This window comes from Vreelandella titanicae (genome assembly GCF_014697095.1).
GTDB classification, from domain to species: Bacteria; Pseudomonadota; Gammaproteobacteria; order Pseudomonadales; family Halomonadaceae; genus Vreelandella; species Vreelandella titanicae.
In genome coordinates this window covers 3,996,187-4,009,820 of record NZ_CP059082.1, presented here as the reverse complement: position 1 = coordinate 4,009,820, position 13,634 = coordinate 3,996,187, and the positions used below count along the sequence as shown (strand labels likewise).

Here is a 13,634-nt window from a genome sequence, read left to right as displayed (position 1 = left end):
AACCCCCTGTATATAGACGGGTTCCAGCAGCCTTTTCGAGCGAAAAATAGACTTGTTCGGAGGATCTCTAAACCGCAGCCACACCGCCATCGACAAACAGTTCATGTCCAGCGACAAAGCTACTCTCGCTTGATGCCAGGAAGAGGACTGCTCTTGCTACCTCGTTAGGTTCCCCCAACCGCCCAAGCGGAACGCTTTTATTTAGCGCCTCTTCGACTTCCGGTTGCGAGTCGAGGTAGCTTCGTATCAGGCGTGTCTCTGTTCCACCGGGCGAGACCACGTTCACGCGGATACCTCGCTCCTTAAGGTCATTCGTCCAGCTTCGGGCGAAAGAGCGCACTGCTGCCTTGCTGGCGTTATAAAGAGACTGGCCTGGCAGGCCTTTACTGCCAGCGATGGAGCCGTTGAGCACGACAGCACTTCCCGCTGTCATCAGCGGTAGTGCTTTTTGCACAGTGAACACCATGCCTTTTACATTGACGTTGAAGGTCGAGTCGAAATGCGTATCCTCGATCGCATCGAGTGGAATGACTTCGTAAATGCCCGCATTGGCAAACACGACATCGACCTTTTGGTGATCGCGTTGGATCCGTTCGTAAAGCCGAGTGACGTCGGCAGAGTTGGTGACGTCACCCGGTACGCCGACCGCCCCGTGGCCGATCTCTTTCACAGCTTCGTCGAGTAGTTCTTGCCGGCGCCCTGTGATGTACACGTGCGCACCTTCAATAGCGAAAAGTTTCGCCGTTGCGAGTCCGATGCCGTCGCTGCCTCCCGTTATCACCACAACTTTGTTTTCGAAGCGTTTCGTCATTTTCTAGTACCTTTTTTAAATAAGTGGAGTGTTGCTCCACTTAATATATGGAGGTAGACTCCACTTAACAAGCGAAAGAGGAAAAAAATTGAGTGATGAACCTGCCCTCCGGGCTGACGCGCAGAAAAATCGCGAACTTATCCTTACTGCCGCCGAGGAGCTTTTTCTGGAAAAAGGAGCGGGGGTTCCGCTGGAGGAAGTTGCTAAGCGCGCAGGCGTCGGTATCGGTACGCTTTATCGTCGCTTTCCCACGCGCGAGGCACTTTTAGCCGCTACTAGCAATGAGCGTTTCTTGTCACTGGCGGAGACTAGCCGTGCGCGCGACCCAGATCTCACTCCAGGCGACGCGATACGAGCTTATCTAGAAGAACTTGCTAGGAACACGAGCACTTATCAGAACCTTGCTACTTCGATTGGCACTGTTATCCAATGCGGGACGCCTGGATGTAATGCCATCACCGCGGAAGGGCATCGGCTGCTTCAGCGTGGACAAGAAGCAGGCACCATTCGCCGCGATGTCACTTACGAGGATTTTATTTATGTGGTAACTGCCATTTCCATCGCTATCGAAAATGACCTCTCATCGAAATCGCGTATTGGGCATCTGGTAGATTTGTTTCTGAATGGCATAAGCGTAAAAGGTTCGGATTAGACACCGATATACTTCGCGATTCCACGCTCGACCATTCACACAATGGATTGGCATGACCTGAGCGCAGATGCAGCATCTGGTCATCGTCCGCTCCTGGCCGAAATTTCGCAATAGCGACCGGGAACAGTCATATACAGTCTGTGCATCGCCACCACGCCAGCAGGCGTAAACATACGCCTGCTGGCAACGGTTGAGTAGACTTGCCGGCCCTTGTGGGCCGGTTTTATTAGGGAAGGTGCTTCTGATCAGGGAGCGATTCGGGTACTGGCATCGGTAAAGCCGATCAGCGAAATATCTATGTCCATGCGTTCACCGCGTGGACTAATCAGGCTGAGGGTTGCCGTATTGCCACTGCGGAGTTGCTGCAACATCGACGACTCAATGGGCACGTCAGCACGGCACCCTTGCTCCTGGCATATCTGATAGGGGAACTGGATTGGCTCACCGTTATCCACGCTGAATTGCAAGCCCGGGGCCAGGCGTACCCCCAGCGGCACGAAGAAGCTCATCACCGGGTCATCGATCTGGGGCGGGTAGTCGAGAATTACCTGCATCAAGGGTTGGTCGCTGTCAGGTCGAGTGATCAATTGCGACATCGCACAAGGGCTCGGGCCCTCGGTATTACGCTGGCAACGGACTTCCCAATCCTGGAACGACTCGGTAGTGACATCATTACCGGCGGCTGCCCCAGGTTGTTGTTGGCTGAAGGCATTGGGAGACAGCGCCAAGAGCGATAATAGCCCCATCCTGCATAGGTTTTGAGACAGGTTTTGAGTAAGAGAGTGCGGCATTGGCATAACCTCCTGTTGGTTCGCTGATGGTGGATAATAATACTCACCATGCCTGCTTGTTCGCTTGAGGTCGAGCCCTTGATTTACGAGAGCGTGGTTGGGCGGTTTATCTTCCTCTCCACCCAGTTTTCCTGAGCGCTTTAGTGTTTAAGGAAAATGTAGATTTTATGTGTGAAACCATTCGCTATCTAGGTGAGTTCCGGAGTGGCGATTAAGGCTTACACAGGGCGCTAGGCAGGCGTGTAGCGGTGCAACTGCTGCTGGGTCTCCCTAAGCTAAAAAGCACCGTCAGATATCCTGCCGATATAAATCTGGCACTATACCCTGAGCAATATTCTGATATACCCAGGCTATATTTATATGCTCGCTTACCTTCGCAGGTTTTATTGGCGTGATTTGCGTAGTGGTCAATTAAAAGTGAAAGGAAAGAGTGTGAAGGGGCTGTTTGAAATTATGTAAGGTAAGGAAGTTTCGTTCTCTCATAAGCTATGCCTAACACTACTGCACTTTGCTATTAGTCTTAGCAGGGAGCGGTAGTGCTTAGTTAGGCTCGCCTAGTTACCTAGTACGTTGGTTTCGCTTTTCTTTGATGATTTAGCAGCTTTCTTTTCTTTGGCTGTTAGAAGGGGTTTCTTTTTAGTGTCTTTTTTACTGTCTTTTCCTTTGCTCATGCTATTTGCCTCTATTAATCCATTAGTGACCCGTTAAGCTGTATGAAAACAGCTTCCGAGAACTGATGTTAGCGCATAAAGTGTCGACGCGCATTGTATATAGTTAATACCCTACTAAAACGTAAAAGCTGGCCTCACCCTGGCCTTATGGAATCTTCAGGAAGTAGCAAGGTGACTGGCAGACCGCACCTTGTTTCGCTTCAAGCTAAATATTCGTTCTTCCAGGTGGCTGGGCAACATCCACTGTGTTGCCCAGCGCTGCTTGGGCCACGTTATTCGGTGCCGGAGCTGCTTTCTTCCGGCTCTAACTGCCCATGCCGTTGCATCCATCGCATCACAATCCAACACAGTGCTGCCCAGCTCGCCCCGGCCGTCCAGCCGGCAAGCACATCGGTCGGCCAATGAACCCCAAGGTAAACGCGGCTTATGCCCACCAGCAGGGTCAACAATATCGCCAGTATCAGGAGGTAAGCCTTTAGCCTCAGCGCGGGCTGTACGCGAATGAGTAGCGCTGCCAGGGTGAGGTAGGTCACGGCTGACATCATCGAGTGACCGCTGGGAAAGCTCGCGGTGTAGACCATTGCTTCATGAGGCACGAGATCGGGGCGAGGGCGGTCAAAGCCCAGCTTCATCACGGTGCTGAGAAGTATGCCACCGGGCACCGCGATTGAGGCAAATAGAGCCGCGCGATAGTGTCTGGCAAGTAAGAGGTAGCCCAGGGCGCCCAATGTGATGAGTACCAGCACGCCGACACCGCCCAGTGCGGTGAAGTCCCGGCCCATTTCCTCAACCCAGCCCGGCCCGATTGGGTCGCTAAGATCTGCGGGGTTGCGAAGGGCGAGCAGCAGGCTCTCATCAATGCTATGGGTGTCCCCCTCGATAACTTCTTCGGCCAGCGCGACGAACCCCCAAATCCCACCGGAAAGTACCGCGACGCATAGCAGCATCGCCAGTTCGTAGCGGCCGAGCCGAGCCAGTAGGGAAAAGCTTTTGCGCCCAACTTGTCCCAGTTTTTCATGGTGCTTCATTTGCAACTCCTTTGCTTTGAGAAGGGGTACGCAGCGCCAATTCTGACGTTTTGTCTGGAGGAGTTTGGCAGGATAGTCAGGCATTGTCGCCGAAGGTCTTGCGCCAGTCCCGGGGGCTAACCTGATGGCGCTGCCTGAAATGTTGCCGAAACGAAGTCGCCGTGTGAAAGCCGCTCTTTTCCGCAATGGCTTCTACCGACAAGGAGGTGGTTTCCAACAGCTCGCGTCCGCGTCGTAAGCGCTCGTTTACCAGCCACTCCACGACCGTCATGCCGGTGGCCTTATGAAAATGGCGCGTGAAAGTTCGCCGACTCATGGCCGTTCGGGCGGCGAGTTCGTCGATAGTGTGCGATGACGCCAGATGTTCGCGCAGGTAGTCGAGCAGGCGATTGATATGGGCATCCTGGGTGGAGACGGCAACCGGTTGTTCAATGAACTGCGCTTGCCCACCTTCCCGATGCGGTGGAACCACCATGACGCGGGCAATCTTGTTGGCGATCTGCGCGCCGTAATACTTGCGCACCAGGAACAAGCAGCAATCCAGGCCAGCGGCCGTGCCCGCCGAGGTCACCAGCCGATCCTCCTCAACGTAGAGCGCATTGGTGTCCAGCTTGACCTTGGGGAAACGGGCAATGAAGTCCTGCTCAGCAATCCAGTGCGTTGATGCCCGCCTGCCATCAAGCAGCCCGGCATAGGCTAGGGCATAGGTGCCGTAACAGAGCCCCACCACATGGGCGCCCCGTTCATGACAGCGGACGAGCGCTTCAACCAACTTGGGCGGCGGGGCTTCGTTCAGGTCATGCCAGCCAGGCACCACCGCAATATCCACGCTATCCAGCAGTTCCAGACCGCCGTCGGGTCTTACCGTCACTACTTGCTCGCTTTCCGGCGGTTCCCCCGGCATTGCTACGATGGAAAGATCGAACAAAGGGTGCTCGGGTAAGGCCATACCGAACACCGTATAAGGCACCGAGAAATGGAATGGAGTGATGCGGGGGTGGAGGATTACTCCGACACGGGGCACGGACAAGGCTTGGCTCCTAACGTTTTCTTTGCTCAATACTACTATGCTGCCCCAAAAAATGTTGGCCCAAAAGTATCGATCTATGGCTTTCAGGCCAATTTTTTAGTTATTTGAAGCCCTCTAAACTGCTTGCTATCAACCCAACACTGTATTGAAGGAGTAGGTAGATGCTATTTAAAACCTTAGCCAGTTCCCTTGGTCTTACCACTGCACTTGTTACCGGTAGCGCCTCTGCGGCTTCGAACGCTCAAGAAGCAACGCATCAGGTGCAGCAAATTCGTAACGCCACGATGAAGATCACCTACGGCGACACCACCTTTTTGATCGATCCTATGCTGGCCGAACAGGGAGCTTATCCGGGCTTTAAGGGTACCTACCGTAGCGAGCTACGTAATCCGCTGGTTGGATTGCCCATGTCGGCAGAGGAGGTGATCGACGGTACTGACGCCGTCATCGTCACTCACACCCACCTTGATCACTGGGACGATGCCGCTCAAGCGTTGCTGCCGAAGGACATCCCCCTGTTTGTTCAGAATGCCGCCGATGCCGAGCTGATTCGCTCACAGGGTTTCAGCGATGTGCGCATCCTTGATGGTAGCGCTGAGTTCGGCGGAGTGAAGCTTCACAGGACAGGCGGCCAGCATGGCTCCGATACCCTCTATGCGGTTCCTGAATTGGCGCAATTGCTAGGTGACGTCATGGGCGTGGTCTTTGAAGTGCCAGGAGAAAATACTACCTATGTGGTCGGCGATAGCGTATGGCGTGACGAGGTCGAGCGGGCCCTGGAGCAATATAATCCGGAGGTGATCGTGTTGAATACAGGTGCTGCCGAGGTCACCGGCTTTGAAGGTGACCCCATTATTATGGGTAAGGAAGACACGCTGCGAGCTCATCGGGCGGCCCCAGATGCCACCATCATTGCGGTGCATATGGATGCCGTGAATCATATAACGTTAAGCCGTGATGAGCTCGCCGATTACGTGCGGGAAGAGGGAATTCAAGATCACGTATTGATTCCTTCCGATGGCGAAGTCATCTCTTTTTAATTCCTAGGGCCGCTTCTTTTGTGACGGCCCGCTGCCGCTAGCAGGTATCGAAAAGGCAGTAACGAATGCAGCCAAAGTCATTGAGTATGCTCGATCGGCAAGCGAGCTCGTTGTTTATATGCAGCAAGAGATCCCTTTTGTCGAATGCGATCCAACACGGTTTTTTTTGACAGAAATCAGTAAAGATTGACGCAACTGATTGATAATGCGGATTATTCATAACATATGTTAAGTTAGAAATGTAAGCATATGTTTTAGAATGCTGTTAATAAATCATTTGCCTGCGAGGTAGCGTAGTGGCTCTCATCGACACAGTGGTGATGCGGGGCCTAAGTACCCAAGGTGCTCTGTCGCCTGAAGACAAAGCGCTATTGCTGGGCCTTGAGATTAGCCCTCGGTCCATGACTGCAGGCGAGGTTCTATGGCTTGAGAGCGCGGATGCTGATCTGTTCTGCGTGGTTAAGGAAGGGTGGGCCTACTCTTATCGCAACTTGAAAAATGGCTCAAAGCAGATCCTCAAGTTCTACCTTCCTGGTGATATCATCGGCATTCGCGATTTTGGCTTCACTCGACGCCTGGCAAGTGCGGCGATGATTAATGAAGGTGTGATCTATCCGTTCTCCTATCAGCAGCTTTTTGAACTTTTTGGGCGTTCAAACCTAGCCGTCGGTATCATGGCGACTGCGATGCGTCAGCAGGCGCAACTCTCCGAGCGGCTGATCTACCTCGGCAAGTACTCAGCCCACGAGCAGCTGGCGCACTTTCTCTACGAAATCTATCTGCGACTGAAACGGATCAATGCCGTTGAGGACAATAGCTTCCTCATGCCGCTCACTCAGGAGCTGATTAGCGACGCGCTGGGGATGAGCAGGAGCTGATTAGCGACGCGCTGGGGATGAGCAGGAGCTGATTAGCGACGCGCTGGGGATGAGCCCGGTACACGTGAGCCGGACTTTCTCGATGCTGCGTGAGGAAGGGCTGGTGATCCGCAACCGCCAGCACGTGAAGCTGCCCGACCCCGAAGCGTTGGCGCGGTTTGTCGAATTCAATGATAGCTATATCGATGAGTTCCTACCTCCCTCGTTTTCTGAACTTTTAAAAGCAAGCCCGTAAAGCGCTGGCAGCCTCTATTGGCTGATCACAGTCCCCCACCAAAGCCCCCAGCTTCCACGAGAAGCTGGTTTCACCAAAAGTTAAACTTCTTCCATCACTTCATCGACCCATTCCACCCAGGTTTCGGTAAGGCGTTGTCCAAGTCGCAGCGTGTGCCAGGGCGCACGCTGGGAGGGCGTCAACGTCTCTGGGTTGCTAAACCACTCCTGTTCGATGGCAGCGTAAGTCGTTAGGCGTTCCTGGAGTTGCTTCCTGAAGGCAGCGAGCTCTTCGCGGCGTGCCTCCTCAGGCCAGCGTTCCCAGGCGAAAAACTTGGCAAACAATGGCTGGCGCACAGGGCTGGTGGACAAGGGCTCGGCGAGCCAGTTGTCCAGCGCCTGACGGCCCGCTTCGGTGAGTTGGTAAACCTTGCGGTCGGGGCGTTCGGTTTGCGGCAGTGTCTCGCACGTTAGTAGGCCATCGCCGCGCATTCGGTCAAGTTCGCGGTAGAGCTGCTGGTGGCTGGCCTGCCAAACATGGGCGAGACCCGCTTTGAAGCGCTGAAGAATATCGTAGCCAGTGCCGGGCTCACGCTGAAGGGTGATTAATAAAACGGCGCGTAGGGACATGAGTAACCGTGTGTTTCGAACGTTATGCACATAGTTGCATAATAAAATGGCAGGGGCTAGCCTTATGCAACAAGTTGCATTTGCCAGGTGATTGGCTTGGCTCTCGGAGGTTTCATGGCGTTTACCCTGCATCTCTACGCGTCTCTTCTGGCCCTGGGGCTTGGGGCTATTCTGCTGCTTTCGCCAAAGGGCACTATGCTCCATCGACTAATCGGCAGCATCTGGGTGCTCGCCATGGCGTTTTCTGCCTTGAGCTCCTTCTGGTTTGGCGGCGGCGTTCTGCCGCTAATAGGTCACTTTGGGCCGATTCATCTGCTTTCGTTGTGGGTGCTAGTAGCTCTTGCCGTTGCAGTGGTGGCTATCTTCAAGGGGAGGGTAGAGCAGCATCGCGGTTGGATGGTTGGTGCCTATCTGGGGCTGGTCGGTGCTTTTGTCGGTTCCCTGGCACCAGGACGCTGGATCGCTGTTCAGCTGGGAATGTGGTGATGATTAAAAGCAAGCGTGTTAGATAGGGCCGCTGACCCCTTAGCAGGATACTCCAATCATTGTTGAGCTTATGCTAACTTAGCATTAACAACCTGTGAGGTAGCTTTCCATGTCTATTGAAATCTGGTTCGCCTTTGCTCTTGCGTCTGTGGCGTTGCTTGCCATTCCCGGGCCAACGATTTTGACCGTGGTCAGCTACTCTATTGCCCAAGGCAGGCGCGCCAATATTCCGCTTGTCGCTGCGGTGGCATTGGGTGATTCAACGGCGCTGCTCTTTTCACTGCTTGGCCTGGGAGCGGTGTTAGCCACCTCGGCATTTTGGTTCACTGTAATCAAGTGGATCGGCGGTTTATACCTGCTCTATATGGGCATCAAACTATTGCGTGCCGGTATATCCTCTGTGCAGCCAGTAACACCGGCGGTATCAGGTTCGCGCTGGAAGCTTTTCACCAATACCTATCTCGTTACTGCGCTCAACCCGAAGGGCATTATCTTCTTCGTCGCCTTTTTGCCGCAATTCGTCAGCCCGAACGCCGATGCTGGGCAACAATTGTGGATACTTGCGATCACGTTTGTGGCGTTGGCAACGCTGAATGCCACTCTTTACGCCGTATTCGCAACGTCGGTGCGCAAGATGCTGGCATCGCGTCGTGCCCAGCGTCGCTTCAACTTGGTTGGCGGAACGTTACTCTCTTCAGCGGGTGTCTGGGCGCTGCTTGCTAAGCGGCCTGTATAAGCAAAAGACGGTAAATTGGATGTGTTCGTATCGGGAGACAACTGTGAGTGAAACCCTTCAAGAACTGCTAGCGGAACTTGAGCAATTTGGCCAACAAAACGATGCTGCTATTTCTGAGCGCCCAAGACGAATGCTCAATATCACCCGTGATACGGGGGAGTTCCTATCGGTACTAGTTCAAGCAACCAATGCCCAACGAGTGCTGGAAATTGGCACCTCGAATGGGTACTCCACCTTATGGCTGGCTCAGGCAGTGCAGAGGATTGGTGGGCACGTTACCACCGTTGAGCTCTCCGAATTCAAGCTGGAGATGGCCGCGAGAAATTTTGACCGCTCAGGCCTCACTAAGGTCATCACTCAGCATCGGGGGGAGGCGGGCAGTATGCTTGAAAGCCTGGACGATGCCTGTTTCGATCTGCTCTTTTTAGACTCAAAGCGCTCTGATTATGTGCATTGGTGGCCGAATATCCAGCGAGTTTTACGCAAGGGCGGACTGCTTGTGGTGGATAACGCCACTTCCCATGCAGATGAAATGGCTGATTTTATGGCGCTGGTATCGGCAGATCCTGGTTTCACCACGTGCACTGTACCTGTTGGCAATGGCGAGTTTCTGGCAACGCGGTTCATGTAACGCCTGCTTAGCGTAAAGACGCCCTAGCTGACCCAGCAAGCGGAAAGCGATTTTTTCATTAGTGAACCTAAACCGTCAGAATATAAATGGAATAAACCATGATCAGAGATGCCATAAAGGGTGATTCGGAAGCCATAGCGCACATTTATAACCACTACATCGAAAATACCGCTATTTCATTTGAAGAAAAGCCAGTATTGGGTTCAGACATCCAAGGCCGGATTGAAAACGTTCAGGGGGCAGGTTTGCCTTGGTTGGTGGCAGTGGAAGAGGGTGCTGTGGTGGGCTATGCCTACGCTACCAAATGGAAAGAGAGAAGCGCCTATCGCTTTTCAGTCGAAGTCAGCGTCTACCTTTCCAACCAGTCGCACGGTAGGGGCTTGGGTGCAAAACTGTACGAAACACTCTTTTCCACGCTCAAAGAGGGCGGGATTCATGCGGTGATGGGCGGCATAACGCTTCCCAACCCTGCCAGCATTGCACTGCATGAAAAAATGGGCATGAAAAAAGTGGCCCATTTTGAAAAGGTAGGGTTTAAGTTCGCTCAGTGGCACGACGTGGGCTACTGGCAGTTAAGCTTGAATACCTGATTGCGACTCGATACACGAAAATTAAGGCTGATGTGAGTGGGTAAAGCATGGACAGTACTTGCCGCTTCTAGGCGTGTAGCCTTTGGGTAAAGCGCAAACTCGCACTGTTTATGACGAGCTTCGAGGCAGGTATGACAATTACTGAAATTAAACGCCCAAAACAGCTGTCGCGTTTGCGTCGCCTTGCTCTGGCTGCGCAAGGTTTGCTGCAGAATCAGGCTTATGGACGTGGCTTAGCCGGAGCCCGTGAAGCGATTAATCACCTGGGTTATGTTCAGATAGACACCATATCTGTGGTTGAGCGAGCCCATCATCATGTTATTCACTCCCGAGTACCTGGGTTTGAGCCACACATGTTGAACCAGCTGTTGATCAATAAAGACATTTTTGAGTATTGGTCGCACGCGGCTGCATTTTTACCTATTACCGATTTTCGCTTTTCCTTGCCCTACAAAAACGCTATCAAAAGCGGGCAAACGCATTGGTTTAGATCACCTGATAAAAAGCTAATGGGAGAGTTGTTGGCTCGCATACGGTCAGATGGCCCGCTGCGGTCTCGAGATGTAGGGGCTAGCACCATAAAACGTGCAGGTTGGTGGGACTGGAAGCCAGCCAAAAAGGCACTTGAACAGCTGTATATGCAAGGCGATCTGATGGTCAGCGACCGCGACGGCTTTCAAAAGACATATGATCTAACCGAGCGGGTATTGCCATCCCACGTAAATTTACAGATGCCCTCCATGGAGGAGTTTGCAGCGCACCTTGTAGACCAACAATTACGCTGTCATGGGTTTGCTTCACTCAAAGGGCTGACTTATCTGCGCCGAAATGCAGAGTTACGCCAAGCTGTGAATGCCCTGGTAAATGAAAGGTTAGCGCAGGGCGATTTAGAGAGAGTGAAAGTGAGCAGTGGCGATGTATTTATATTGGAAAGGGGCGCGCTCGAACGCCCTCTTCCTCGTTTGAAAGAGCGAATGTTGATTCTTTCCCCCTTCGACAACAGTGTCATTCAGCGGGAGCGGCTCAGGGCGCTATTTCAATACGACTATCAGCTGGAATGTTATGTGCCCGAAGCCAAGCGTCAGTATGGTTACTTTTGCCTGCCGCTACTTTATCGCGATGCATTTGTTGGCCGGATGGATTGTAAAGTCCATCGCAAAACCAGTCACTTAGAGATCAAGAACTTATATTTCGAGCCACACCCTTTTGATGAACATAGAGTCGTTACTGCTTTTGTGGAAGCCATCGTTCAGTTTTGTCATTTTCAAAAATCTGACTCCGTCTCTTTGAATGCAGTCCAACCCGAACACCTGACTCAGCGGTTGCGCAGCGCGTTAAAACCCCTGGGGTGAAAGGATCTAGGCAGGGGTGGGGTATCTAAGCTAGGCGTTGCTATTGGAAAAATTTTCCTCGGAGCCATGGCTTCAGGTACATGAATGTGTTGAATGACCGTTTCTAGCCGAATCAAAAACTTTCCTCCATATTAACAACGGGGCAGATGACGGCCTGCTGACGTAGATACGTTAGCTGCTATATTAGCGATAACGCTTAAGCGAGAGGATTGCACCAATGACAGGGACAAATAAACCATCAACGATAGCATTGTTGAGTGATAACCGGGTAAAGGTGCTCTTGGTCATCGCGATTATTGCGGTGGTCTGGGCCGTGGTGGCGCACACCATTGCTGGGTCGCGGGGAGACAGTATGGATGCGCTCGAAGCGCGTCTGGCTGAAACTGAGCGGGAGCATCAACAGATTCAGGCGGAGATGTCTGAGGTTGAAGCCGCGGAGCTTGATTTAGCAACACTGCAGCAGAGAATGAGCGCCCTTGAGGTTGAGCAAGCTGATGCTGAAGCCGAGCTAGCTTCGACGCGAGCAGATATTTCCCACGCTGAAGAAGATTTGAAGGCTTTACGGGGCGAGCGTGAAACCCGCGAAGAAGAAGTGGAGACCCTCAATGAGCAGGTCGACGAACGGCAGAGCAGCCTTGAAGAGCTGAATGAGAACTACGCCGAGGTAGAAAAAGAGAAAGAAGAGGCCGAAGCCGCCCGCGATGCCGCTCAACAGTCTCGTCAAGACGCAGAAGACGCTCGCAGCGAGGCTGAAGCAGACCTTGAAGCGCTCAACGCCGAGATTGAAGAAGCCGAAGCCGCCAGCGATACCGCGCAACAGGCTCGTCAAGAGGCAGAAGATGCCCGCAGTCAGGTTGAAGCTGACCTTGAAGCGCTAAATACTCAGATAGAAGAGGCCAATAACCAACTTTCAGCGGTCGGTGATCGGGTAAGTGAGTTAGAAACAACGCGTGATGCGCTCACCGTTGAAATCACTTCGCTCGAAGTGATGCGCGACGAAGCGCAAACGCCTGAGTGATTTACAGCCTTAACGAATAATACCTCGCAGCGAAGAACTCTAGACGTGTCTCCCCGTTACTTTAACGGGGAGGTTCTAGACGACATCTACTGCTCCGCCAAGGAGTGGTAGGTTCGCTAGAGCTTCATACCGAGTTGGATTATGTCCGCCTATTTGTGGCCTACGATTACGACCGGCACCTTGGGCTGGGTAGCGTTGATGAACGCGACGAGCGCCACGCCTGCGAAGCGCCTTACACTCTACTGCACGTTTCTTAATCCAGGCGATACTATCCGATGCATCGGCGATTTCTGTTACCTCTTTTCCTTTTGATGTTGCTGGCCTCTTTGGCTGGTTGCGGGGAAACGCCCACCGGGCGCTCCCAATTGGCGTTAGTACCGAACGCGTTAATGGCTGACATAGGGGAAGATGCCTTTAATCAGCTGCGCAATAGCCAGCCGATCAATCGCGATACGCAGGCTAATCAGTTGGTGCAGTGCGTGGCTGAAAAAGTGGTGGCTGGCGCTAAGGCGAGCTACCCAGGGCTCGCTTTCCCTGAACGCTGGGAAGTGGTGGTATTTGAGGATGCTTCCCCCAATGCGTTTGCTCTGCCGGGTGGACGCATCGGGGTGCATAGCGGGCTACTGCGAGTGGCCGAGACGCCAGCCCAGCTAGCGGCGGTGATTGGGCACGAGGTGGGGCATGTGTTGGCGGATCATGGCAATGAGCGGCTTACCCAGCAGCTTGGCATTAAAGCCGTATTATTGGTGGTGGGGTTATTAGGGGAAGAGGAATTTGGCAACCAGCAATTGATGCAGGCCTTGGGTATTGGTGCCCAGTTGGGCATTAGCCTGCCTTTCAGCCGCACCCATGAGGAGGAGGCCGATTTGATGGGCTTGGAAATTATGGCCCGTGCGGGGTTTGACCCGCAGCAGAGCGTGACCCTGTGGCGCAACATGGCTGCTAGCGGTGGTGGTCAGCCCCCTGAATTTCTTTCTACGCATCCTGCCCATGAATCGCGCATTCGAGCATTACAGCAAGGGCTGGAAAAGGCCACGGCCAGCTATCGTACGGTTAGGCCTGCTGAATGTTGAGGTG

General features: G+C 53.2%; 16 protein-coding genes. 11 read left to right on the top strand and 5 right to left on the bottom strand.

The annotated features are described in order from the left end of the window. Nucleotides 1-67 precede the first annotated feature (67 nt). Complete coding sequence (locus HZS52_RS18545; RefSeq protein ID WP_190373360.1) at nucleotides 68-811, bottom strand: SDR family NAD(P)-dependent oxidoreductase; 744 nt, start codon at nucleotides 809-811, stop codon at nucleotides 68-70. Between the two features lie 88 nt (nucleotides 812-899). Here HZS52_RS18545 and HZS52_RS18540 point away from each other — a divergent pair, with 88 nt between their 5' ends. After that, on the top strand, nucleotides 900-1,463 hold the full coding sequence (locus HZS52_RS18540) for a TetR/AcrR family transcriptional regulator (protein ID WP_190373359.1): 564 nt from the start codon (nucleotides 900-902) through the stop codon (nucleotides 1,461-1,463). Nucleotides 1,464-1,708: 245 nt separating this feature from the next. On the opposite strand, the gene HZS52_RS18535 is transcribed toward HZS52_RS18540, so the two are convergent. The 3 genes from HZS52_RS18535 to HZS52_RS18525 form a co-directional block, all read right to left on the bottom strand. Continuing rightward, complete coding sequence (locus HZS52_RS18535; RefSeq protein WP_223827966.1) at nucleotides 1,709-2,254, bottom strand: invasion associated locus B family protein; 546 nt, start codon at nucleotides 2,252-2,254, stop codon at nucleotides 1,709-1,711. Between the two features lie 943 nt (nucleotides 2,255-3,197). Further along, nucleotides 3,198-3,953 (bottom strand): phosphatase PAP2 family protein, encoded by a 756-nt coding sequence (locus tag HZS52_RS18530; RefSeq protein WP_035566010.1) that lies wholly within the window; start codon nucleotides 3,951-3,953, stop codon nucleotides 3,198-3,200. A 76-nt stretch (nucleotides 3,954-4,029) separates the two neighbouring features. Then, the gene (locus HZS52_RS18525) at nucleotides 4,030-4,977 is read right to left on the bottom strand and encodes a GlxA family transcriptional regulator (protein ID WP_223828147.1); all 948 of its coding nucleotides are present in this window, start codon (nucleotides 4,975-4,977) and stop codon (nucleotides 4,030-4,032) included. Nucleotides 4,978-5,144: 167 nt separating this feature from the next. Between HZS52_RS18525 and HZS52_RS18520 the strand changes: the two genes are divergently transcribed. The 3 genes from HZS52_RS18520 (at nucleotide 5,145) to HZS52_RS24520 (ending at nucleotide 7,136) form a co-directional block, all read left to right on the top strand. Next, entirely contained in the window at nucleotides 5,145-6,023 is an 879-nt protein-coding gene (locus HZS52_RS18520; RefSeq protein ID WP_190373356.1) for an MBL fold metallo-hydrolase, read from the top strand. Between the two features lie 296 nt (nucleotides 6,024-6,319). Further along, the gene (locus tag HZS52_RS18515) at nucleotides 6,320-6,901 is read left to right on the top strand and encodes a Crp/Fnr family transcriptional regulator (RefSeq protein WP_223827965.1); all 582 of its coding nucleotides are present in this window, start codon (nucleotides 6,320-6,322) and stop codon (nucleotides 6,899-6,901) included. A 64-nt stretch (nucleotides 6,902-6,965) separates the two neighbouring features. Further along, nucleotides 6,966-7,136: a helix-turn-helix domain-containing protein gene (locus HZS52_RS24520; RefSeq protein WP_263364946.1), complete on the top strand. Its 171-nt coding sequence runs from the start codon at nucleotides 6,966-6,968 to the stop codon at nucleotides 7,134-7,136. A gap of 80 nt (nucleotides 7,137-7,216) precedes the next feature. Here the strand turns inward: HZS52_RS24520 and HZS52_RS18510 are convergent, their stop codons facing one another. Continuing rightward, the gene (locus HZS52_RS18510) at nucleotides 7,217-7,744 is read right to left on the bottom strand and encodes a PadR family transcriptional regulator (protein ID WP_223827964.1); all 528 of its coding nucleotides are present in this window, start codon (nucleotides 7,742-7,744) and stop codon (nucleotides 7,217-7,219) included. A gap of 114 nt (nucleotides 7,745-7,858) precedes the next feature. Here HZS52_RS18510 and HZS52_RS18505 point away from each other — a divergent pair, with 114 nt between their 5' ends. The 7 genes from HZS52_RS18505 to HZS52_RS18475 all read left to right on the top strand — a co-directional run bounded on the left by HZS52_RS18505 (nucleotide 7,859) and on the right by HZS52_RS18475 (nucleotide 13,630). Further along, complete coding sequence (locus HZS52_RS18505) at nucleotides 7,859-8,230, top strand: DUF2306 domain-containing protein (protein WP_041158367.1); 372 nt, start codon at nucleotides 7,859-7,861, stop codon at nucleotides 8,228-8,230. 109 nt (nucleotides 8,231-8,339) lie between these two features. Further along, entirely contained in the window at nucleotides 8,340-8,966 is a 627-nt protein-coding gene (locus tag HZS52_RS18500; RefSeq protein ID WP_027959191.1) for a LysE family translocator, read from the top strand. A 43-nt stretch (nucleotides 8,967-9,009) separates the two neighbouring features. Continuing rightward, the gene (locus tag HZS52_RS18495) at nucleotides 9,010-9,597 is read left to right on the top strand and encodes an O-methyltransferase (protein ID WP_190373354.1); all 588 of its coding nucleotides are present in this window, start codon (nucleotides 9,010-9,012) and stop codon (nucleotides 9,595-9,597) included. Between the two features lie 98 nt (nucleotides 9,598-9,695). Next, nucleotides 9,696-10,187 carry an arsinothricin resistance N-acetyltransferase ArsN1 family B gene (locus HZS52_RS18490; protein ID WP_190373353.1) on the top strand — a complete coding sequence of 164 codons (492 nt, stop codon included), beginning with the start codon at nucleotides 9,696-9,698 and terminating at the stop codon, nucleotides 10,185-10,187. A 131-nt stretch (nucleotides 10,188-10,318) separates the two neighbouring features. Beyond that, a complete protein-coding gene (locus HZS52_RS18485; RefSeq protein ID WP_223827963.1) occupies nucleotides 10,319-11,539 on the top strand; it encodes a winged helix-turn-helix domain-containing protein in 1,221 nt (406 codons plus the stop codon). A gap of 217 nt (nucleotides 11,540-11,756) precedes the next feature. Beyond that, nucleotides 11,757-12,557 (top strand): coiled-coil domain-containing protein, encoded by an 801-nt coding sequence (locus HZS52_RS18480; protein ID WP_009286481.1) that lies wholly within the window; start codon nucleotides 11,757-11,759, stop codon nucleotides 12,555-12,557. 275 nt (nucleotides 12,558-12,832) lie between these two features. Then, complete coding sequence (locus HZS52_RS18475; RefSeq protein ID WP_190373351.1) at nucleotides 12,833-13,630, top strand: M48 family metallopeptidase; 798 nt, start codon at nucleotides 12,833-12,835, stop codon at nucleotides 13,628-13,630. Nucleotides 13,631-13,634: the final 4 nt, after the last annotated feature.